The 21,283-nt window shown below is 69.8% G+C and carries 13 protein-coding genes and 1 pseudogene; 3 read left to right on the forward strand and 11 right to left on the reverse strand.

The window, feature by feature from the left end:
• The first annotated feature begins 1,217 nt into the window (after positions 1-1,217).
• On the forward strand, positions 1,218-2,345 hold the full coding sequence (locus ACWGKU_RS17075) for an NADAR family protein (protein WP_452178776.1): 1,128 nt from the start codon (positions 1,218-1,220) through the stop codon (positions 2,343-2,345).
• Between the two features lie 395 nt (positions 2,346-2,740).
• Here the strand turns inward: ACWGKU_RS17075 and ACWGKU_RS17080 are convergent, their stop codons facing one another.
• From ACWGKU_RS17080 to ACWGKU_RS17125, 10 genes are all read right to left on the reverse strand, one after another.
• Positions 2,741-3,211 (reverse strand): hypothetical protein, encoded by a 471-nt coding sequence (locus ACWGKU_RS17080; RefSeq protein ID WP_452178749.1) that lies wholly within the window; start codon positions 3,209-3,211, stop codon positions 2,741-2,743.
• A 16-nt stretch (positions 3,212-3,227) separates the two neighbouring features.
• Positions 3,228-3,440 carry a hypothetical protein gene (locus ACWGKU_RS17085; protein ID WP_452178750.1) on the reverse strand — a complete coding sequence of 71 codons (213 nt, stop codon included), beginning with the start codon at positions 3,438-3,440 and terminating at the stop codon, positions 3,228-3,230.
• Between the two features lie 117 nt (positions 3,441-3,557).
• Entirely contained in the window at positions 3,558-4,190 is a 633-nt protein-coding gene (locus tag ACWGKU_RS17090) for a hypothetical protein (protein WP_401051487.1), read from the reverse strand.
• A 3-nt stretch (positions 4,191-4,193) separates the two neighbouring features.
• A complete protein-coding gene (locus tag ACWGKU_RS17095; RefSeq protein WP_452178751.1) occupies positions 4,194-6,119 on the reverse strand; it encodes a helix-turn-helix domain-containing protein in 1,926 nt (641 codons plus the stop codon).
• 183 nt (positions 6,120-6,302) lie between these two features.
• Complete coding sequence (locus ACWGKU_RS17100; RefSeq protein ID WP_452178752.1) at positions 6,303-6,632, reverse strand: hypothetical protein; 330 nt, start codon at positions 6,630-6,632, stop codon at positions 6,303-6,305.
• Between the two features lie 1,106 nt (positions 6,633-7,738).
• On the reverse strand, positions 7,739-8,134 hold the full coding sequence (locus ACWGKU_RS17105) for a hypothetical protein (protein ID WP_401055502.1): 396 nt from the start codon (positions 8,132-8,134) through the stop codon (positions 7,739-7,741).
• 58 nt (positions 8,135-8,192) lie between these two features.
• Positions 8,193-8,354, reverse strand: coding sequence for a hypothetical protein (locus ACWGKU_RS17110; RefSeq protein ID WP_401055500.1), 162 nt, complete (start codon positions 8,352-8,354; stop codon positions 8,193-8,195).
• A gap of 156 nt (positions 8,355-8,510) precedes the next feature.
• On the reverse strand, positions 8,511-9,362 hold the full coding sequence (locus ACWGKU_RS17115; protein ID WP_452178753.1) for a hypothetical protein: 852 nt from the start codon (positions 9,360-9,362) through the stop codon (positions 8,511-8,513).
• Between the two features lie 415 nt (positions 9,363-9,777).
• Positions 9,778-11,745: a B12-binding domain-containing radical SAM protein gene (locus ACWGKU_RS17120; RefSeq protein WP_452178754.1), complete on the reverse strand. Its 1,968-nt coding sequence runs from the start codon at positions 11,743-11,745 to the stop codon at positions 9,778-9,780.
• A 796-nt stretch (positions 11,746-12,541) separates the two neighbouring features.
• Positions 12,542-14,881, reverse strand: a complete 2,340-nt coding sequence (locus ACWGKU_RS17125) for a non-ribosomal peptide synthetase (RefSeq protein WP_452191471.1) — start codon at positions 14,879-14,881, stop codon at positions 12,542-12,544.
• A gap of 581 nt (positions 14,882-15,462) precedes the next feature.
• On the opposite strand from ACWGKU_RS17125, the gene ACWGKU_RS17130 reads away from it, so the two are divergent.
• Positions 15,463-16,668: a MalY/PatB family protein gene (locus ACWGKU_RS17130; protein ID WP_452178756.1), complete on the forward strand. Its 1,206-nt coding sequence runs from the start codon at positions 15,463-15,465 to the stop codon at positions 16,666-16,668.
• Complete coding sequence (locus ACWGKU_RS17135) at positions 16,665-17,957, forward strand: condensation domain-containing protein (RefSeq protein ID WP_452178757.1); 1,293 nt, start codon at positions 16,665-16,667, stop codon at positions 17,955-17,957. Before ACWGKU_RS17130 ends, ACWGKU_RS17135 begins: the two co-directional genes overlap by 4 nt.
• 522 nt (positions 17,958-18,479) lie before the next feature.
• Here ACWGKU_RS17135 and ACWGKU_RS17140 read toward each other — a convergent pair.
• Positions 18,480-21,140 (reverse strand): annotated as a pseudogene (locus tag ACWGKU_RS17140) (amino acid adenylation domain-containing protein); the annotation flags it as partial.
• Positions 21,141-21,283 lie beyond the last annotated feature (143 nt).

Raw genomic sequence — 21,283 nt, forward strand, 5'->3', positions numbered from 1 at the left:
CATGACGCGCCGTCACTAGCGTGACGGAGCGTTGCGGCGCCCCTCCGGGGCACAGTAGCGGAAAGTGATGGCGGCGCGGCGCGCCGCTGGTTCGTCGGGGTCGGGGCCCGTGGTTCAGTGCTGCTCGCTTCGGGGTGCCGGCGCTCCGCACCGGCGGGCCCATGACACCCCGTCCAGACCCGGCCTGGGCCGTATTTCTGCTGGTCAGTTGGGATTTTAGCGCACTCCGTGCGCCTGGCTGACTGGGAGGAGGGGGTGGGGCCCTTGCCTTCGACGCCGCCCACCCGCCCCACGATGGCCACGGCCCACACCCCGACCATCCTGCATAGTGTCACTGAACCCCCGGCGATGCAAGACCCGCTCTCCCCGTCCACCACTCCCCGTAACAGGTCCAAACCACACTTAGTGGTCTGGACCTGTCTGCCCCGATAGGACCCCCGCACACCCCGAAGAATGCCTGTGACTCCGTATCAGAATGCCGCTGCCAGCAAATCCCGTCGCACCCGCTACCCCGCCCCGGCTGCACCCGGAGAGTGCATCAACCGAGGCCCTGTGTAGACCCAGGAATCCGCCCCACACCCCTTCAGCACGCCACCAAAACGAGCCCGCTGACGATATGGCGCGGAATTCCGGTGCAACCACAAACCCCACCCCCGAAAGCCCCATGCAAAAAGCCCATCACCACCCCCATGGAAAACCCCCATAAACCCGACGGCATCGAGCGGGCCCCGGCACAGCACTGAGCCGTCGGCAGACCGGCGGGACGGGCGACGAACAGACCCCACCGCCACCCCCAAGACCCAGGGCCCGGACGCAGCACCACCAGAACGGCGACCCGGACGCCAGCGCAGCCGACTCCGGCACGGACAGCCGGGGCGGGGGCGGGAGGTCCATCAACCGGGCCACCGATGCCTCACGCCCTGCTGCGGTGGCTGGCCGGAGCTGGTGCGATTCGAGCGACAGGGGCGCACCGTGCTGTTTCGGCTTCACGGCCACCTCCGGTCCGCTGAAAGAACGCCGTCGCCTGACGAAGGCGAACTGTCCCGTGGATGCAGAACCCATCCCGACACGCCGACCAGCACCACACAAACGACGGAACAGCGGCGACGCCCGGTTACGGCATACACGATCCGGGCGACAACAGCCGTTCAACAGCAAGGCGGCATCACCGATCAGTGGCCGGGCCCGCAGGAGGAGCGCGAACTGCGGCCTCTACGCTGGCGGGCAGGTCAGGATCTCGACGCACTTTCAGGCACGCGGACGGCGAACGCATCCTTGATACGTGGCGGCACGTGTTCATCCGTAACGGCGGCAACTACTTCCTCACCGATCTACTCATCTACGCCGACGGGCTCATCGACTGCTGGGGCCTGGTCACGGTCGAGGAGTTCGCCGAGAAGCTGCGCAGCGGATGGGTCGCGACGACGTTCGAGGACGGTGCACGGGCATCGGCCCACCATGTGGCCGCGTGGAAGTTCGCGGAGGTCCAGTCGTGGACGACGCCGGAGGAGTTGCTGGGTGAGGTCGGCGACGAGATCGACCGTCTCAATGGCCGGCCTGACTCCACCGGCCGCTGTCTGGCCACCGTCACCGTATTCCGCGCCGAGCCGAGCGAGGAGCAGCGCGCGGTGCTGCGGGAGGCGTACCTGGCCATCCCCGAGCACCTGCGCCGCTACGCGCTGGGCGACATGGACTCCAAAGACTGGCCGCTGAAGGTCCTCGCCGCTGGCCCCGGGGCCCGCCTGCTCGGTGGCGGGCCGGTCGTCACCGACGAGATGTACCAGCATGCGTTGGAGTACTTCGCCGAGCGAGACCAGGCACGCACCCGAGCCGCCGCACGCCGCCCCGTGGACGGAGCGGACGTGGCGCACGCGCCTGCCATCGAACTGGGCCAGGTCGACTATCCCAACGACTGGCCGGCCGATCCAGGCGTCCTGGTCCTGCGCAACGAATACCCGGCACCGATCGAGATCGACGGTGTGGCGTACCCGACCGTCAGCCACGCCTACTGGGCCCTGTCCACCACGGATGACCAGCGCCGGGAGACGATCCGCGCCGCAAAAACCTCCTACGACGCACAACAGGCCGCCAAGGACGTTCCCCCTCGCTCCGGCTGGGAACAGGCCCGCGCTGCGGTGATGGCCCGGCTGCTGCGCGCGAAGTTCACCCAGCATCCGAACCTGGCAAACGTGTTGGTGGAAACAGGAGATGCCACGATCCTCTACACCGACATGCACTCCCGCTACTGGAGCCAGCACGACCGGACAGGGCGTAACTGGACGGGCCGCCTCCTCGAACTCGTCCGCTCCGAAATCGCTGAGGATCGGCATGATCTGGCCCACTGAACCCACAGGCCATGGTGGGGCCGGCAGCAGCCAGCCCACCACCGGCCGCGCCAGCCTTCGTAGCAGGTGGCAGCAGAGCTTCACCGGACAACGACAGCGCGTTTCAACGCCAACACGCCACCATCTTTCAGGAGCTTCACGCCTTGACCAGCACCAACCAGAACACCAGCCACTGAAAACAGGTGACGCACCACCACTGCGACACACCCGTCGTTCATCACGAGGCCGGCCGAGACGTCACCGGCCGCTCCTGGCCGTCCGTCTGCAGCCAGGAGGCGAGGCGTCGACGGTCTCCTGGTTGCCGGCAAAGCGGGGCGGGGCGGGGGCCGATGGTCCGGCGGGAGGAGCGCCGGGGTGGTCGGCGTCCTACCCGTTGTCAGTACACCTTCGGGTGGTTATGAGCAGCGGTCCCCGAGGATGGTGAGGCGCGGTGCGTACGGTTCCGACTGACGGGGCTGGCCGACCACCTGGCCCGTACGCGGGTGCTTCCTCGGCTTCGGTCCTGGCGAACGGGTCTCCGACTGGTCTCGGGCTAGGCGTCCTTCGCATCCGGGTTGTACGGATCCTTCCCACCTGGGACGGGTGCCGAGGGGCTCATCGGAATCGGCCGCCTCCTTGGCATCCGCGGCCTGTTCCCGCTCCGCTTCTTCCTCGGTCATGTCTCCCGTACTGACCTGGAAGTCCAACGAGTCCCCGGGGTTCACCGCGTTCATGATCTGGAACCGCGCGCGGTCCTCGGCCTCCTGGGCCTCCCTTTCCTGGGCCTCCTTCTCGCGCTCCGGTTCGTCCTCGCCTATCGGGCCTCTCACGATGTCGAAGTTCCGCTCTGCGAGCTTCGCGCGCAGTTCTTCCTCGTCACCGGCCATGTCTCCGGCCCTCCGGTCAGTCGCTCCTGCCGTCGCCAAGGGTCCAGCCCCGGCGCCCCCACGGGGACCGCGCGTCCTGGCCTTCGCGGTCGTTCTGTTCGTCGGCGTGCTGGGCCGGGGCGGTAGTGGCGAGGCGGCCCAGCAGGTAGAGGAGGCGGTCGGGGGTGCCGGGTGGGGTGGGCGTGCGGGGGCGTGCGGTGGTGGGGTGGAGGTCGGCGCGCCAGTCCAACGACGGCCGCCGTCCTGGCGGACGGTGGCCGCGGGTGCGGGTGCGGGTGCGGGTGCGGGTGCGCCGGGCCCGGCCGCCTGGGTTCCTGGAGTCCAGGGAACCCTGGGGGCCTTGGTGTCAGGCGCCGAGGCCGATGTGGGAGACGTAGGTGTAGGCGCCCCAGTCGGAGTCGAGGTCGGCGATGATGTCGTCCCAGATTTCCGCGAGTTTGGCGGCGTCGGCGGTGGCGAGGGCGTCGACGGCGTCGTCCCAGACGTAGCGGACCTGGATGGTGCGGGTGCGCAGGTTGTCGCGGCGGCGCTTCTCGTCGACCACCTGCTGGTTGATGGGGTGGATCTCCACCTTGGTGCCGCGGCCGTCGCGGTTGAGGTGGTCCTTGAAGATCTGGGGGTTGTTCAGGATGTTGCGGGCGCGCAGTGTCCAGTAGGCGGTGTCGATCGCTTCTTCATTGACGGGGAGGGGGTGCTGGGTGCCTTTGGTCCAGGCGCGGATGGTCTTGGGGACGGCGCTGCTGCCGGCGTCGGCGAGCGCGTCGGAGAGGGCCTCGGGGCCGCCCTGGTGGCTCATCAGGTAGCGCATGCGGGCGGTCAGGCCGCGGCGGGTGCTCGGCGGGGACTTGATCCCGCCCGCGATGATCATGCGTTCCACGGTGTCTTCCAGGGCGCGGGCGAGGGCGATTTTCCCGTGGACGTTTCCGGGGTCGCGGTTGGCGCCGTAGCGGCCGAAGTTTTTCCATCCGTCGGTCGACATTGTTCAGGCGCTCCGGGTGCTGGTGCGGGGCAGGGTGTACTGGTCCTTGAGTTTCATCTGGGTGGTCAGGCGGCCTTCCTCGAAAACACCGCCCGAGGCTTTGCGCCATTCCCCTCCGGTGATGTGGAGTTCGTCGGTGCCGCGCAGCGCGACAATCGTCAGTCCGGCTTTGTGGGCGCGCTGGGACTTGTACCAGAGGTTGGCGAAGGCCTGGGAGCGGATGATGTGCATCCAGTCGGGGCGGCGGAGGTCTCGGTTGAAGGCGGATTCGCCGATGGTCGAGGCGAATTTGGCGTAGATGGCCTTGACGTATTTCTCGGTGACGGTGTCGCCGTCGTGGATGGCGTTTTCGCGGGCCTGGGTGAGGACGCGTCGGAACTTTTCCAGCATTCCTTCGGTGGCGCCGCTGGTCCAGGCCTCGGTGATGTGCGGGGCCTCGGTCAGGCCGAGTTTGTGGCAGCGGATCAGCAGGCGCACGGTGGCCTCGTCCAGGAGCACCGGCCCGGCCTCGTGGCGGTTGCCGATCGGGTCGGGCAGGTGCGGGTGGTCCCAGGCCGGGCGCTTGGGCAGGAGGTAGATGCCGGCGCGCTTGGGGTCCCAGCCGCCGTCCGGGCGGTGCTGCAGAGCGCCGATCGGCAGGTGCGTCTTCAGCGCGGAGCAGTAGGCGGCGTTGGTGTCCAGGACATCCACCGCGATCTCGGCGAGGGTGCCGGCCTTCAGAGCAGCCATCAGCGGGGCGTTCTCCCACTTGTGGCGGCCCTCCCAGATATCGTCGGCGCCGTTCCGGGACTTCTTGCTCAGGAATTCCAGGCGCTCAGGGTAAACGGTGTGCTCGTACACCGCGCCCACGCGGGTCTTGTCGAAGAGGTCCATTCCGTTCGGAATGGCCTTCTTCTCCAGCGCGGCGGTAGCGGCCTCGGTATCGCCGCCGTGCTCCTCCAGCGCCTCCTCGACCGCCGACGTGATCATGTCGAGGTAGAAGGCCAAAGGCCGGCCAGTGCCCGCGTACTCGGCACGGAACCGCGCCGATGGCGTCGACGGCGCCGGGCCGGCCCGGTGAGGCGCAGCGGGAGCGGGCGCAGCGGCGGGGATGGCGGGGGCCTGGTCGACGACGGCGGCGGCTCCGACCGCGGGGGCCTGGTCGCCGAGGACGCTCTCGGCGGCTGGGGCGGTGCCCGGCACCGGGGCGGGGACGGTAGCCGGCGGCGCGGCGGGCACAACGGCGGAAGCGGCCGTGGCCTGGTCGGCTGCGGCCTGGACGGGCGCGGTCGCCGGTGCATCGGCAGCGGCGGGGACGCACCAGCCGCCCAGGTGGCTCGGCCGGCCGCCGATTCGGAACCGGACCGGGCGTCCGCAGCGCACGCACGGCGCGGGCGGGTAGGTCTCCGGGTGACCGTCGGGAGCGCGGTCAGCGTGGGCGTCGTAGGTGACACCGGTCCCGGCCATGGCGGGGTCCGCCAAGGCTGCTGGCGTCGCCGGGACGGGCGCGGCCCCGGCGGCCGGATCCGATGCCGCGGCGGGCGGGACCGGGACCGCCTCGTCGGCCTGGGCAGCCGGGGCGGGCGCGGCCGGGGGCTGCTCGGGTGCCGGTGCCGGGAGGACGGTGGGCACCGGGGCGGCGAAGGCCGACGGGACCGGCACCGCGGGCGGCTGCGAGGCGGGCGCGGCGGGCGCGGCGGTACCGGGCGGCCAGGCCAGGGAGAGGGCGGCGTGGGTGGGGCCGGCGAGCAGGTCCAGCGGGCCCATCCCCCAGTGCCGGGCCAGGGCGTCGACCTCGTCCAGCGACCACGGCTGCGCCCCGGACTGACGGCGGGACACCTTGTCCTGGGTCAGCCCGAGCGCGGTTGCTAGTTCCCGTTGGCTTTCTGCGGTGCGCTGTCGCAGTGCGGCTACGGTGAGTCGCAGGGTTTCCAGCGTGCTGAGCGTCATGCAAGGTATCTTATCAATCTTCTATGGAATTTTTCCATCAAGAAGTGATTCAGTCACTCGCTTGGATGACTGGATGAGCGGCGCCCAGGCGCCCGGTGTGCGGCATGTCCCCGGCGGCGTGCGCAGGAGGTGTCACCAGAGGCTGCTCCAACCGTCGGTGGACGGGGTTCCGGGCGGACCTGCTCATGCTCCCTTGAGGCGGTACCAGGCCCTGGCGAGCAGGGCGCTGCCGGAGCAGGCGAGCGGGTCGGTCAGGACCGTGTCGATGATGTGCGCGGTGAGCTGGGCGTAGGTGCGGAAGTTCCCTTGGGCTCCCCGGTCGTCGGTTCGCGCGAGTTCGCGTGGCGGTATCCGTGCCCACAGGGGGTGGAACGCAGGGAGGACGGTCAGGTCCTGGGCCTGTGTCAGCGGGGGGGATGGGACAGCGGGCCAGGACGCGGGAGGCCAGTTCCGGAACGCGTCGTACGGCCTCGGTGCCGGCTGTTCCGGCCAGGACCAGGGCGGTTGGGGCATCGGGGTCCTGGACCAGGCGGCACAGGTACTCCAGGCATGGCGGCGGCAGGCGCTGCGCGTCGTCGAGGACCAGCAGGTGCGGTGTCTGCAGGGGCCGCCGCGATCTTGTGGTCGGTGTCGCTTCGCCGATTGGCGTAGCGCACGGTGAGGGCGAGCGTCTCGGCGACAGCGTGGCGCAGGTGGGCGACTGTCGCTCCCACGGGTACCGGGATCCGGCGTACGGCGGGTCCTGCGGGCAGGAGGGAGAGGGCGTAGGAGGGCGACGGTCTTGCCGGCTCCCGCATCGCCGGTCATGCACATCACTCCGCCGGCGGCGGCGATATGCCGGAGGTCGGAGGCGGTGCGGTGGAGTGCTTCGGTCACCACCACGTCCGCTTCGGGCACGAGCAGGTCCACTCCGGGCCCGGCACTGTGGCCGGGGTCTCCTCGTTCGTCGCTGGGGCTGCGGCGGGCCCGGAACAGCGGTGCGTTCAGGTCCGCTGTGGGGCGCGGTCCCCGCTGCCGGCGGGAGCGCAGGCCGTGGTCAGCCGTCACCAGGGCCTCCATGCGGGCCCAGGCCGGCTCGTCCCAGGCGGGAGCGTTCAGGAACCACCCCGCGCGAGTGCAGGGGGACGGGTCGTCGGGGACGTCACGGGCCTGCCACAGCCAGCGCCCCACGGTCTTGTCCGGCACCCGGGCCAGCGCCGCCGCGGTGTTGCGGTGAGGCGGGAACAGGCGCCCGACCTCGTCGATCGCCAGCAGGCGCTGGACCAGCACGGTGTGTGCCAGCATCCCCTCACGGATGACCTGCAAGGGCTTCTCCTTCCGATCGGCGGCCCGAAACGGGCGGGGGTGGATCCCTCGGTGGCAGGCCGGGGGCCGGCCTGGATGGTGTGTCCCTTCGGGACACGGGTCATCCGAGGCGGCTGAAGGCCCAGCACAGGAGGTCCCGGTCGATCCTGGGGCGTTCCGTGCGGGCCAGGGCGGTACGGCGTGTGCCGTCAGCTGGGCCCAGGCGCGGAAGTTGCCGTGGGCGGCGCGCTGGTCGGCGAAGGAGATGTCGTCCGGGTCCGCGTCGGCCCGGACGGGGTGGTAGAGCGGGATCACGTCCAGGACCTCCTCCGGAGTCAGGCGGGCGAGGCGCTGCCAGATGAAGATCCTGGAGGGGAGCGCTGGTTCCTTGCGCAGGGCCTGGTGGCAGCCTTCTCCGCCCACGAAGCGGACGTACTCCAGCTGGTCGCTGGAGAACCACTGGGCCTCGTCCAGGACGAGGGTGCGGGGGTGGGCGGAGAGCCCGGAAGTCCGAGGCTGATGAACAGTTCGTGGCGCACGGCGGCCCGGGTGGTGGGGCGGGTGTGGAAGGTGATGCGGTGGATGTCCTCGCCGGGTTCGAGTTCGCGCAGGCAACTGGTCACCGCGACGGTCTTGCCGAAGCCGGCGCCGCCGTGGATGCACATCATGGCGCGGGCGGCGATGGTGTCGGCGAGGTTATCGCGCACGGCGAGCAGCGCACGGGTGGCCACGACACGGGCCTCGGGCAGGGCGATGTACCGGTCGGTGGATGCGGGCGGCAGGCGAGGGTCACAGGGTGTCCTCGCGGTCGGTTGACGGGGCGGGCCGGGCGGCGGTTCCCACGGCGGCGGGGGTGACCCAGTGGACCGGTGGCGGAGCGGGTGGAATCAGCTCCGGCAGGGCCGGCGAGGCGAGGCCGCTCTCGTGGTGGCGGGACAGCTCCCGGGTCACCTCGGTGGCGGTAGCGGTGTCGAGGCGGTGTGGCGCGGTGGGGGTGGTGGCGGGGGCGAAGCGTTCCTGGCGCAGCTGCTCGGCGGCCCTCGCTTCGGCCCGCAGGCGCCGTGCGCGCCGGGTGCGCCGGGTGCGGGCGCGGCGCAGCGCGGTGAGTTACTCGGGGGTGGCCTGGTCGGCGAGGTGGGCGGTGCCCAGGCGGCGGCCGGCGGGGTCGCAGATTTCGGTCTCGTGGGTGTGGTGGGGCATGACCCGGTCCCTGACCGCGCGGCTGGCCTGCCCGGCCATCCAGGCGGCGAGGTAGTCGCGGTTCTTGAAGCGGACCCCGTGGCTGGTGATGACGCGGGTGCGGCCGTCGTCCTCGAGCGTGAACGACCACAGGTCCGTAGGCGGAATGTCGGTGATGATCGGTGTCGGGTCGTGCGGCCAGGCCTGAAGCGGGGTGTGGCCGTTCAGGCCGTCCGGGTGGTGCTCGGTGTTCCACCAGGTGACCCAGGCCAGTACCTCAGCGGTGAAGTCCTCGAAGGACCGGGCCGGGGCCGTGGGCAGCCGGTCGGGGCGGCGGCCGGGCTGCTCGGTGCGGTAACCGGGCAAGGCAGCGAACAGCATCCGTATCGCGCTGCGGTTCAGGTTCTCGATGCCGCCCTTCGGACGGGGGCTGTAGGCCGGCAGGTCGTCCACGGTCGTTCCGAACGCGCCGAAGGCCGCGGTGACGGTGCGGGAGAGGAAGTCCTTGCCGCGGTCGATCCGCACGCTCTCCGGCCGGCCCCCGATCGGTCCGTACGGCCCGGTGCGCAGCACCGCGGAGCGCAGCGCCGCCAGGATCGAGGCACGTGAAGGACAGCCCGGCGTCACCGCCACCCCGGTGATTGCTTTGGTCGCACAGTCGATGAACCACGTGACGTACGGCCGCACCAGCTGACCGTCCGCGTGCACGCGCAGCGGGGCCTGGACGTGATCTCCCTCCCAGACGTGGTTGCGCCAGGTCCGGGGGCGTTTGCCGAACACGTCCTCCGCCTCGGAGCCCTTGCGGTGCCCGGCCCGCTCCCCCGTGACCCACGCCCGGACAGGTGGGTTCGCGGAGGACGGCCCGGGAACAACCCCGAGCGGACGGCGCGCGGCGGCCGAGGCGACGGCGGGGGCGCCCGAAACGGGCGGACCGTCCGGCGGGGCGGGCGGCAGTGCAGCGGCCCGACGGCGCGGGGCGGAGGACGGGCCGGGAGAGGTCACTCCCCCCGCACCCGGCGGGGACGGCCCGGGTCGCGTCCCTCGACTCACATCGATCCCGCGGACGACCTCGCCGGCGTTGTCCTACAGCAGCGATCGAGTCGTCACGGGGCTCCGGGTGGGCAAGTCCCGTAGGCCGTCCGGCGGCTCAGCCCTTACAGCCGTGGCCAGAGCCTCTGGGCGCCTTCAGATGTCGTCATGGTCCGGCGTGGACATGCCGGGGACTGTCGGACTGCTCTTCCTGGACAGGAACTGCGGCAGCATCATTGCGGGCCCCGCCCCAGCGTTTCTCGGTCTCCCTGTGAATGTGCCAGATGTCGTCCTCGGTGAGGAGGACGGAGACGACACCGGGGAAAGCTTCCTCGAAGTAGATATAGGGCTTTCGGTTGTCGATGCGCGGGGAGTGGTAGTCGAGTTGGTCCTGCATGCCGTGCTGGCGCGTGACCGGTGTCGCGGGGTGATAGGTGAGTATGTTCGGGCTGGCCAGATCGATCAGCTTGTCGTCGATGAGACGGCCCACTTCATGGATGGTCTCGTCGATACTGTCCCGCGTCTCACCGTCGAGGCCGAAAAGAACGGAAGTTCCCAGCTGCAGGTCCTGCGCCTTGACGAGGGCCGCAGCTTCCCTGACCTTTTCCCCCCAGGGCTTCCGTTCGTCCCGGCGGATATTCTTGTGAATGTTGTTCATGACTTGCGTCGACATGCTCTCGATGCCGATGTAGATGTAGCTGCATCCGGCATCCTTCATCTTTCGCAGGATTTTTGACGACTCTTCAGCCGAATGCAGCGCGACGAGGGTGTCGACGGTCAGCTGAGCACCCCACTGGAGGTCGCGCAGCCGCTGGACATCGTCTTCCTCGCGAACGAATCTGCGGTAACGCGGTTCGAGTGAACCGATCTCGTCCCGGCGGATCCGGCTGAGCTCTTCGCAGAAATTCTCGATGTCCCGGTACCGGCCGCTCCAGAAGACGGAGTCGTCGAAGAAGAGCGACTCGGCGCCATAGCTGACGTATTCACAGACCCGCTCCGCCGCCGCACCTATCGCATCGTCCTTGAACCGCTTGAGCCCGGTGCCAAGTTGCGACGACTCGGAGCAGAAGTTACATCGGTACGGACAGGCGTTGGATACCATGAAGTGCGCGGTGCGCATCACCTCCCCTGTCCCGGGGCGAGTGAAGATGGGGAATCGGGATCGGATCGCGAATGCCTCGTACGGCGAGGGTAAGGACGCGAGGTCGAGCGTTCGGCCACGGAGCGGAACGGCGTCGAAGGTCTCCCCCGTCGCCAGGACGACGACCGACGAGCCGGACACGGGACCCTCTTCGGCGAGCAGCCCCTGCAGGCACGGCAGAACCTGGTCACGGTCCACCCAACGCCGGTCGAGATCGGTGGCAAGGGCGAGGGCCCGCATGAGCAGGTCCACAGCGAAGTAGGCCTCGCCGCCGACGACGGCGTCGACCACTCCGGGAGCCTTGCCCTCCTGAATGACTGTCACCGTGCTGCTGGGTTCGCACACGAGGGCCCGGCCGTCGGGGGTGCAGGTGACGGTCTCGTCCACATGACGGCCTCCGAGTATGACGAAGGCATCCGGGACCTCGCGCTTGACCAACCTCGCGATTTCGAGCGCGTAGCGGTGCGCGGGTGACACGGCGCTGATGAGCACGACCCTGGGCTGGACCTCGCGCAGTAGCCGCAGCCATCTCGTGCGCGCCGCGTCGTCCCAGACCCGGGGGTCGAACACCGTCTGGTCGGTGTTGGGTGACGTGCCGTAGGCCCGGTATCCGTCGTCACTGGCGGAGAGCCGGTACTCCTTGGACGGGAACCGGGTCCACTCGGGCGCGAGGTCGCTGTAGTGCACGGCGTCCTCCAGCGGGCCGGCGTCCGCCACGGCACGGTGCACGGCAGCGCTCAGCGCCGTGTAGAGACACATCGGGTCGCCCGGATAGGTGATTTCACCCTCGGATTGGGTCATGACGGGCGCCAGTACCGACAGCACAGGGAAATAGCGGGTGCCCGTTCTCGCACTCGCCAGGTCATCTAACAGCCGGCGCCTGCGCGTCAGACGCCGTTCCCGAAACGCGTCCAGATCGGACACTTCCCCCTGGCGATGCATCTGAATTCCGCCGCGCCCCGAATGCATCCTCTGAATAGCGTGCGTGGCCATCGGTCCTCCGGATTCTGGTTCTTCCAGGATCTTATCCCCGAACACGGACATCGATGACGCGATTACTCCGGCGGGCCATCGATGGACATTCCCGTCCTTCTGCTTTCCCGAAAAACACACATCCCAATCCGTCGCAGATCGGGACATTCTCAAAAGCCTGGCCGCATTTTTCTTGTGGCGGTCCAGCAGCTCTTCAATCGAGGGCCCACCCGGCACGACCTCGAACTCACCCGTGATCTTACTCGACCTTACTGGGCCGTGTCTTCAAATTTCACGTCCGCATCACTCTCGGTCATTCACGTACGCGCGCCGGCCAAGGGCTTCGACCGGGGTTTCCGCGAACGCGAACCGGCCGACCGAACCAGGCAGTTCCGGGCCCGCATCGAAGAACTCACCCGGCAGCTCGGCGAACTCGACGCACCCGGACCACCCCGCCTACCAGCAGATCCTCACCGCCCCGGCCGACACAGGCGGCCCGATGCGCGCCCGCGACCTCGCCAGGCCCTCGACCTGCCGACATGACCAGGCATGTTCGTGGCTGTTTCGACGACCGATGCAGTTGTCGAGGTGTCCGTTGTCGCTCCGCCCCCGTTCCGGTGAGCAAGTCCCTTATCTGACCGCTCAGATCGCGCGGGCGAACAACCCGGGCGGCACGACGGCGATGTGGGTGGGAGACCGGCGGGACGGGCTGTGGTGCGACGAGGACTTCGCGGGCTGGTACCCGCGCGACGGACGCCCGGGCATCCGGCCCGCACGGCCGGCCACCGCCGGTGTGCCGCGGTTCCTGCTCGGTCCGTCAGACCGAGCAGGCATCGGAGTTCCCCACCCCGGGCGGAGCGGCCGTGGCCTGAAGATACGCGGCCAGGCTCTGCAGCGTCGGATGGCGGTGCAGAGCCACCAACGTCAGCTCGGGCACCTGCGCCATACTGCGCATGGCCGTCATCGAGTCGCCGCCCAGGGCGAAGAAGTCGTCGTCACGCCGGATCGCATCGATACCCAGAACGTCCTGCCATGCCGCGGCGATCCGCTTCTCCCACGGACCGCTGGGCTCGGCACCGACGGGCACGGTGCCGCCACGGCGCTCCTCGTGCGGTGAGGGGGCCGTGGGAAGCGACGTGCGGTCCAGCTTCCCGTTGGGGCTCAGCGGCATGGCCGGCAGCACGAGCACAGTGCCGGGAACCATGTGCGCCGGGAGGCTGGCCGCGAGGGTCCTGCGGATGTCCTCCGGGTCCAGGACTTCGCCGTCGCGCGGCACGGCATATCCGACCAGGACCGGGACGCCGACGGCATCGGTCTGTGCGGTCACCGCCGCTTCTTTGACCTGAGGATGGTCGCGGAGTACGGACTCGATCTCGGTCAGCTCCACCCGCAGCCCGTGAATCTTCACCTGAAGGTCGGTCCGGCCGATCAGTTCGATCAGTCCGTCGGCACCGAACCTCGCCAGGTCGCCGGTGCGATACAGCCGCTCGTCGGCCACTGTGCCGTACGTCCACTCGATGAACCGCTCGGCGGTGAAGGCGGGCCGGTCCAAGTAGCCGAGCGCGAGGCCGACGCCGGCGAGGTACAACTCGCCTGTCACACCCGGCGGAACGGGTTGAAGCGACTCGTCCAGGATGTAGGTGCGCTGATTGGCCATCGGGCGCCCGTACGGAATGCTCCTCCAGGTGGGGTCGGTGGCCTCGACCTCGAATATCGTCGAATAGATCGAGGCCTCGGTGGCCCCACCGAGGGAGATGAACCTGGCATCGGGCGCGGCTCCGCGGGCGCGTCCGGGCAGCTTCAGCGGGATCCAGTCTCCGGCGACCATGATCAGCCGCAGTGCGTTCACCGGTGAGGGCCCGCCACCCCCGCCGCGCTCGACATGATCGAGTACCAGTTCCAGCAGCGCCGGTGCGGTGTTCCACACCGTGACGCCGTGGTCCGCCGCCAGTTCGGCCCAGTGCGCCGGATCCTTGGCCCGGCCGGGCGCGGGAAGGACGAGAGTGCCGCCTGCCGCCGTCATCCCGAGGAATTCGTAGACCGACATGTCGAAACTCGGGGATGACAGGCCGAGGACACTGTCGCCGATGCCCACCGCGAAGCGGGAGTTGAGATCCTCGATGTTGTTCACCACGCCCCGGTGGCGCAGCGCGATCGGCTTCGGCTTTCCGGTGGAACCGGAAGTATGGATGACGTAGCAGAGGTTGTCCGGCCCGGCCTGGGCCTTCGGATCGTGATCGGGCCGAGCGGACAGGGCGGCGGTCTCGCGGTCCAATAACACCAGGAGTTCCTGCCGTACGGAGTCCTCCCCGGTCAGAGCGGCAGCGAGCTTGCTGTGGCTGATCAGAGCCACGCAGGAAGCACCGGTGATCATGGTGGACACCCTGGCCTGCGGATAGCCGGGGTCGAGTGGCACATAGGCCCCGCCGGCCTTGAGTACCCCGAGCATCGAGATCAGCAGATCGGGCGAGTGCTCGAGGTAGAGGCCGACGCGGTCGTCGGGGCCGACGCCCAGGTCCCTCAGATGATGTGCCAGCCGGTTCGCCGCGACGTTGATCTCCTGGAACGTCAGCCGGGTCGCTCCTTGGATCACGGCGACGGCCTCGGGGGACCGCGCGGCCCGCTCCTCGAACGCCTCGTGCAGACAGCTTTCCTCGCGGGGCAGCTGGACAGCGGTGTCGTTCCATTCCACGAGGATCCGGTGCACCTCGGGCCCGGTGAGAAGCACGAGATCCGCCAGCGCCTGGTCCGGACGGTTCGCGCCGTCCTCGAGCAGGTTCTGGAAGTGGGCGAGCAGTTGGTCGCCGGTCGCCGTTTCGAAGAGTCGCTCGTCGAAGTGGAGAGCGGCCGACCGGGACGCCGCCTCGGCCACAGGCAGCACGAGCTCGACCTCGTACGGCTGATCGCCCTCGCCGGCCCGATCCGCACCGAAACGTACGCCGATGCGCGCGGGCTCCTTCCCGGGGGCCGCCGCGGTACCGGCCGCACCGGTCAGTCCACGGAGCGTGCTCTCCCCGGTGACGGAGAAGCGGAGCAGCGAGTCCTCACCTCCTTCGCGGCGCACGTGGAACTCGACCTGGTTCTGGCCGGAATACCGGTACAGCAGCGCGGCGAAGCCGGCGAGCAGCACACTCTCCGGGGCGGTCGCACAGGACACCGCCACATCCCTGACGGCGCCGGCGTAAAGACCGGGAATTTCTCGGCGTACTGCCCCCGTGCAACGGGGTGCGTCGACGCCACGCGGCCGGTCCGCAGGGATTTGGGCAGCATGGGAGGGCAATTCCTGTCTCCTGTCACAGATTCTCGACATCGCAGATGTAATTCGACTGTGAATATCGGATGGGCGCATGGGCGCACCGACTGCCGGGCCAGGAGGCTCCAAGCTTTGCGAGCGACCAGCCTCAGCGTCTGATCCGGGCTGAGGAAGGCGCTGTTGGCGACAGTATCGGCGGGTTACGAACGCCGCAATGTGGCCGACGTCACACGTTCGCGGTCGAAGGCTGCCGTATACCCTTGTGTGCTCCCGTCATTGGGCAACCATGAAGTTCTCGGGGAACTCCCGTGTGGCCCAACAGGGTTATGGGGATGCGACTGGAGGGCCGGGGGCCCGCAGGAGGTCTGCCGGGCGATCGGTTTCCTGTCGCAGGCTTTCCGTACCGGCCTCCTCTCCGTCGTGCGGCACCGCACCGGCATTGGTCCGCACAACGCTGTGCCATCGAACCGACACGGAACAGGACTATGAAGGCCGACACTTCGTCAACTGCTCTCGACTCCCTCGAACTGAGCCGCCTGTCACAGCGGGACGGGGAGAAGTGGGCCACCGCGGGCGACGGCATGCTGGCCTCCTGGGTCGCGGACATGGACTTTCCGACCGCGCCCGCGATACGCCAGGCCCTGCTGCGCCGCGCCGACGGCGATCTCGGCTACCCCCCGTGGTTCGACGAGAGCCGCGGCGGCCCGCTCGGCGAAGTGTTCGCCGAGCGGACGCGGCACCGGTACGGCCACAGGCCCGATCCCACGCACGTCCGGCTGTTCACGGACATCAACCAGGCGATGCTCGCGACGCTCCAGGTCGCCACCGACCCCGGCGATGCGGTACTTCTGCACACCCCCGCTTGCCCGCCGTTCGTCGATGTCATCGAGAGGATCGGCCGCAGGGCGCTGACCGTTCCGCTCCAGGAGGGCGAGGGCGGGTGGGAGTTCGATCCCGCGCTCATGGAGCGGACCGCGGCGGACGAGGGCTCGGGCCGCTGCCGTGTGCTCTTCCTCGTCAACCCCCACAACCCCGCCGGCCGGGTGTTCCGCCGTGACGAGCTGGAGTCACTCGCGGAACTCGTGCTCAGGTTCGACCTGTTGGTGATCTCCGACGAGGTGCACGCGGATCTGACCCATGCCCCGCACCGGCACATTCCCTTCGCCTCGCTCAGCCCGGCAATCGCTGCCCGCACGGTCACCCTCACCTCGGGGAGCAAGGCATTCAACCTCGCCGGGATCCGCTGCGCGCTGGCACACATAGGACCGCGGGACGTACGGGATGCCGTCGACGCCCGGCGCGGGCTGCTTTTCGGCCAAGTGGGAGTGCTCGCGGTCGAGGCCCTGAAGGCTGCCTGGACCTCGGGCGATGCCTGGCTGGACGACGTGCTGGCCATCTTGGACCGGAACCGGCGGCTGCTGGCCGAGCGGCTCCCGGAGAGGATCCGATGTCGGACTCCGGAGGCCACGTTCCTTGCCTGGCTCGACTGCCGGCAGCTGGGGATCGGTCCGGACCCCATGCCCTTCTTCCGCGACGAGGCCAAGGTGCTCCTCTTCTCCGGTCCGGCCTTCGGAGCCGGCGGCGATGGATTCGTGCGGCTCAATTTCGGCACGTCCCCACAGGTCCTGGAAGAGACCCTGGAACGCATGAGCGCCGCGTTGCGACGGCACGGACAAGGAGCTTTCCTGTGACTGACCACACGACGGTGCGGGTTCAGCCGGCCTCCGCCCTGGAGATGCAGCTCTGGCTCGGTGACCAGATCGACCCGGCGAGCCGCGCCGGCTGGATCCTCGCCCAGGTCCGCGTCCACGGCCCGCTCGATCTCCCCGCCCTCGACGCAGCGCTGTCGGCCGTGGCGCGCCGCCAGGAGGCGCTGCGCACCGCCTTCGTCTTCGAGCACGAGCAGGTGGTCCGCAAGGTCCTCGCGGAGCCGGTCGCGGAGCCCCTGCTGCGCCTCGGGCCCGGCACCGGCTTCGAGGAGGCGGCCGCCACCCTGCTGAACGCCGACACCTTCGATCTCGCCGCGGGCCGCGTCTACAGGGCCGCGGTCGCCCCGGACGCACAGGGCGCCACCGTCTTCCTGGCGGTCCATCACATCGCTTTCGACGGGCTCTCCCAGGAGGTGTTCGCCGCCGATCTGGCGCGCGCCTACGCACGGGCCGTCGACGGCGTCGCGACCGATCTGCCCGTGCTGGAACGAGCGGAGGCCGCAGAACTCACGCCGGCGCAGCACGCCGAACTCACCGCACACTGGCGCGCCTTGCTGACTGGGGCGGCCGACCTGCCCACCCCGGACGGCAGCCCGGCGCCGAACCAGCACGAGCTCGCTGCAGGTGGGTCGGCCGAGCTCCGAACCACCTGTCCGCCCAGCACCTGGCAGGCGGTGCGCGACCAGGCCAGGCGCAGCGCCTGCTCACCGTTCGCGGTGCTGCTGGCCGCGTACGGCCGGGCTCTGGCCGAGATCACCGGCGGCTCCGACTTCTGCGTCGGCACACCGGTGGCCACCCGCTCGGCCGGGCAGGCGGACGAGCTCGGCTGCCTGATCGACATCCTGCCGGTGCGGATGCCCGAGCTGTCCGCACCCGGGGTGGTCGAGCGGGTCTGGGCCGCCGTGCGGGAGAGTGTCCTGGGCTCCGCGCTGCCCCGCTACGAAATCGTCCGGGCCGTACACACGGTCCCCGGTGGTCGGATGCCCGTCTACCAGGTGCTGTTCGCCTTCGAGAACTGGCAGCGCGTCGAGCATTCGGCCGGTCCGGTAAGGATGCACGCCGTTCCGGTGCCGCCGGTCGGCGCGGTCGCCGAGGTTCAGCTCCAGGTGTGCGAACTGCCCGACGGGACCCTGAAATGCGTCGTCCAGGCTCCGCTGACCGGTTCCTGGCCGCAACGGCTCCCCGATCTGCTGCGCGCCTTCGACAGCCAACTCGCCGAAATCGCCCCGTCGGCCACGCCTCACTCCTTCTCCTCGGACGCTCCCGCGTGACCACCGCGTTGACGTGCCCGCCGTACGCCGGTGCGGGAGCCGGGGTCCACCGTCCCCGGCAGCTTCCAGGGGTCCGCCGTGCTGCGAGCCGCTCCCGTCCAGGTGCCCGGACGGGAGGGGCGGTTCGACAGGGGCAGGACTGTCCGCCGGCCTGGGCGTTGCTGGGCTCGCCGCAGGTCCCGAGGGGGACCGCGACGGGCCCGACGGCCCGGCGGACGTGTTCGGAGTCCCTCGGCCCGGCGGCCCGGCCCCTCGGTTGCCGTGTCGGTCGAACCGGAGGGTGGTGACCTTGTCGACGGCCGTGCGGCGGCGGCGCGCCGTCCACGGACGCCCCCCTCCCGGCATGACCGACCAGAAGATCGTCCCACCCGGTCGGTCAACGTGACAGTGCCCCTCCGGGATGCGTGGGGCGGTGGCGCGGGTCCCGGTCCAGGATCAGCAGTCCGGACACGGTCGGTTGTCCCCTCATCAGCCGGAAGGGCGGTGCGGCACCGCGGAGGCGAGCATCGACGCGCGGAAGGGTCATGCGTCGGGCGAGAACGGGGCTCCGTCGGATCCATGGGCCAGCAGTTCGGCGAAGGCGGCCACTGTCGGGGCCTTGAACAGGCTCGGGACGGTCACTCCGACACCCAGCGCCTCACGGATCCGGGCCACCAGGCGGATCGCGTCGAACGAGTTGCCGCCCAGACGGAAGAAGTCGTCGTGGATCCCCATGTCGGGTGCGGCAAGCACGTCGGCGAACAAGGAGCGGAGCAGCACCTCGGTCGTGTCGCGCGGAGCGGCCGGTCTCCCGGTCGGTCGGCGCCGGGGCGCAGGCAGTGCCGCCCGGTCGAGCTTGCCGTTGGCCGTCAGGGGAAACGCGTCGACGATCACGAAGTGGTCCGGAACCATCTGTGGCGGGAGCCGGAGCTCCGCTTCTCGCCGCACGTCCTCGACGTACAGATCCGGGGACGACCAGCCCGACCCACGGTACGCCGGTGCGGCACTCTCCCCGCCGTCGGAGGCCGGCTGCCCGCCGCGGACTGCGTAGAGGGTGACCAGACCGGTCTCCGAGAGCATCGCCAGCCCGTCGACGGTGACCCGGTACCCCCGCTCCTCCAGTTGGCCCCGGATCCAGTCGATCCGGCCCGGGGCGTTGTGCGCTTCGATCACCAGCTGGCGGACCAGGTTCCAGTGCTCCTCACGGAGTCCCAGAAGCACCGCGCGTTCGCTCTTCTCCGCATCGATCTTGAGCAGGTCGATCCGTTCCACACCGGTCTCGTCGATGACGTCCGACAGCGTGCGCAGCTCGCAGGTCACGTCGGTGTGCTGCAGCCGCTCCGTGAGCAGACTGTCGAGATCCGCCGCACCGCTCTGCGGAAGGGCTTCCCGCATCGGCTGCTCGTTGCGGACGAAGGCCTCCAGGACACCGCGCTCCTCGGCGATGTCACCGAATCGCCCCGACATTATCGAAAGTTGCGGATAGTAGGTGAACGACGCCGAACCCGCCTCTTCGGCGAGGCCGCACGGGTACAGCCTGGCGTCGACCCCGTGCAGCCGGGTGTTGAGTTCGAGCATGCGGAACAGCTGCGGAATCGGCTCGAACGAATGGACCACGCTGCCGGGACGGGAGCGGGCCACCGCGAGCGAGAAGAACCCGATGTGCGCGCCCACGTCGAAGACGCAGGCCCCGGTGTCGGGCAGCGTGATCCCGTGCCGCAGGTACTCGCCCTCTTCGAAGATCTCGCGGTACAGGAAGTCCGCCTCCGACCGGTTGGACGCGACGACGGCCATGCCGTTCGGCAGGGTCTGCAGGTCCTTCCGGTCGAGGAGCCCGGCTTCTTCGAGGCGGCACAGGTTCCGCAGCGCGGCGGCCTCGACGGGGTCGGGTACGAGGTAGGCGGTCAGCCGCGTCCCGCCGGCCTCGTCGGGCCTCGCGGCCACCACCGCGTCGGCGACCGCGGCGTGCCGGGCCAACGTCGCTTCGATCTCGCCGAGTTCGATGCGCACGCCTCCCACCTTGACCTGGTGGTCGTCGCGGCCCAGGTAGTGCAGGACCCCGTCGGGGTCCCGCCGGGCGAGATCCCCGGTCCGGTACATCCGGCTGCCTTCGGGGCCGTAGGGATCGGGGACGAATCGCTCTGCCGTCAGCCCCGGCCGGTTGACGTACCCGCGGGCCAGCTGGACACCCGAGATGTAGAGCTCGCCGGCCGCACCGGGCGCGGCCTGGTTCAGCTGCTCGTCCAGAACGTACAGCCGGGTGTTCCGCACCGGGGCGCCGATCGGCACCGGGCCGGGTGGGTCGTCGGGGCCGCAGCGCCAGTAGGACACATCCACCGCGGCCTCGGTGGGCCCGTAGAGGTTGTGCAGTTCGGCGTCCAGGAGGCGGAAGAACCGTGACCGCAGATCGGCCGAGAGCGCCTCGCCGCTCGCGAACACCCGGCGCAGCGAATCACATCGGGCCGTGGTCGGCTCTTCGAGGAAGTGACGCAGCATGGACGGGACGAAATGCACGGTCGTGATCCGCTCCGCCCGGATCAGCTCGGCGATCCGGGTGGGATCCCGGTGCTCGTCCGGCCCGGCCAGGACGAGGCGCGCACCGACGCACAGCGGCCAGAAGAACTCCCACACGGAGACGTCGAATCCGGCGGGGGTCTTCTGCAGGACGTGGTCGTCGTGGCCCAGCGGATATTCCGCCTGCATCCAGCGCAGGCGGTTGACGATGGCCGCGTGGGACACGGCCACCCCCTTGGGCCGGCCGGTGGATCCCGAGGTGAAGATGACGTAGGCGGTGCTCGACGGGTGCGGCGAGGGCCACCCGGTCTCGTCCGCCTCGGGCGCGCCCTCCTCCGACATCCGCCGGACGTCCTCGCTGTCGAGCATCAGCACGGGCCGTGCGTCCTCGGTCATCTCCCGTACCCGCTCGGCGGGCAGCAGCGGATCGACCGGAAGGTATGCGGCCCCGGCCCTGTGCACCGCGTAGAGGGCGACCACCAGTTCCACGGATCGCGGCACCGCGACCGCCACGACCGTTTCGGGCCCCGCCCCCTTGGCCGTGAGCGACCGCGCCAGTCGGCCGGCCCTGGCATCCAGCTCGGCGTACGTGAGGGATGCATCGGCGCCGACGAGCGCGACGGCGTCGGGGGTGCGGGCCACCTGGGCCGCGAACAGCTCGGGCAGAGTCTCTGCCGCCATGTCGTGAGCCGCGGTGTCGCTCATGACGTCACTTCCCATCGTTGTCGAACTGACCGCCGGACCGGGACAGGCACCGACGAGGCCGAGAAGGATTCGTCGCCCCGCGGCGGAGGCGCAGGGGCGTATGGCTCGCCGGGGACTCGGCTCTCGCC

The sequence above is a fragment of the Kitasatospora sp. NPDC054768 genome, from assembly GCF_053612025.1.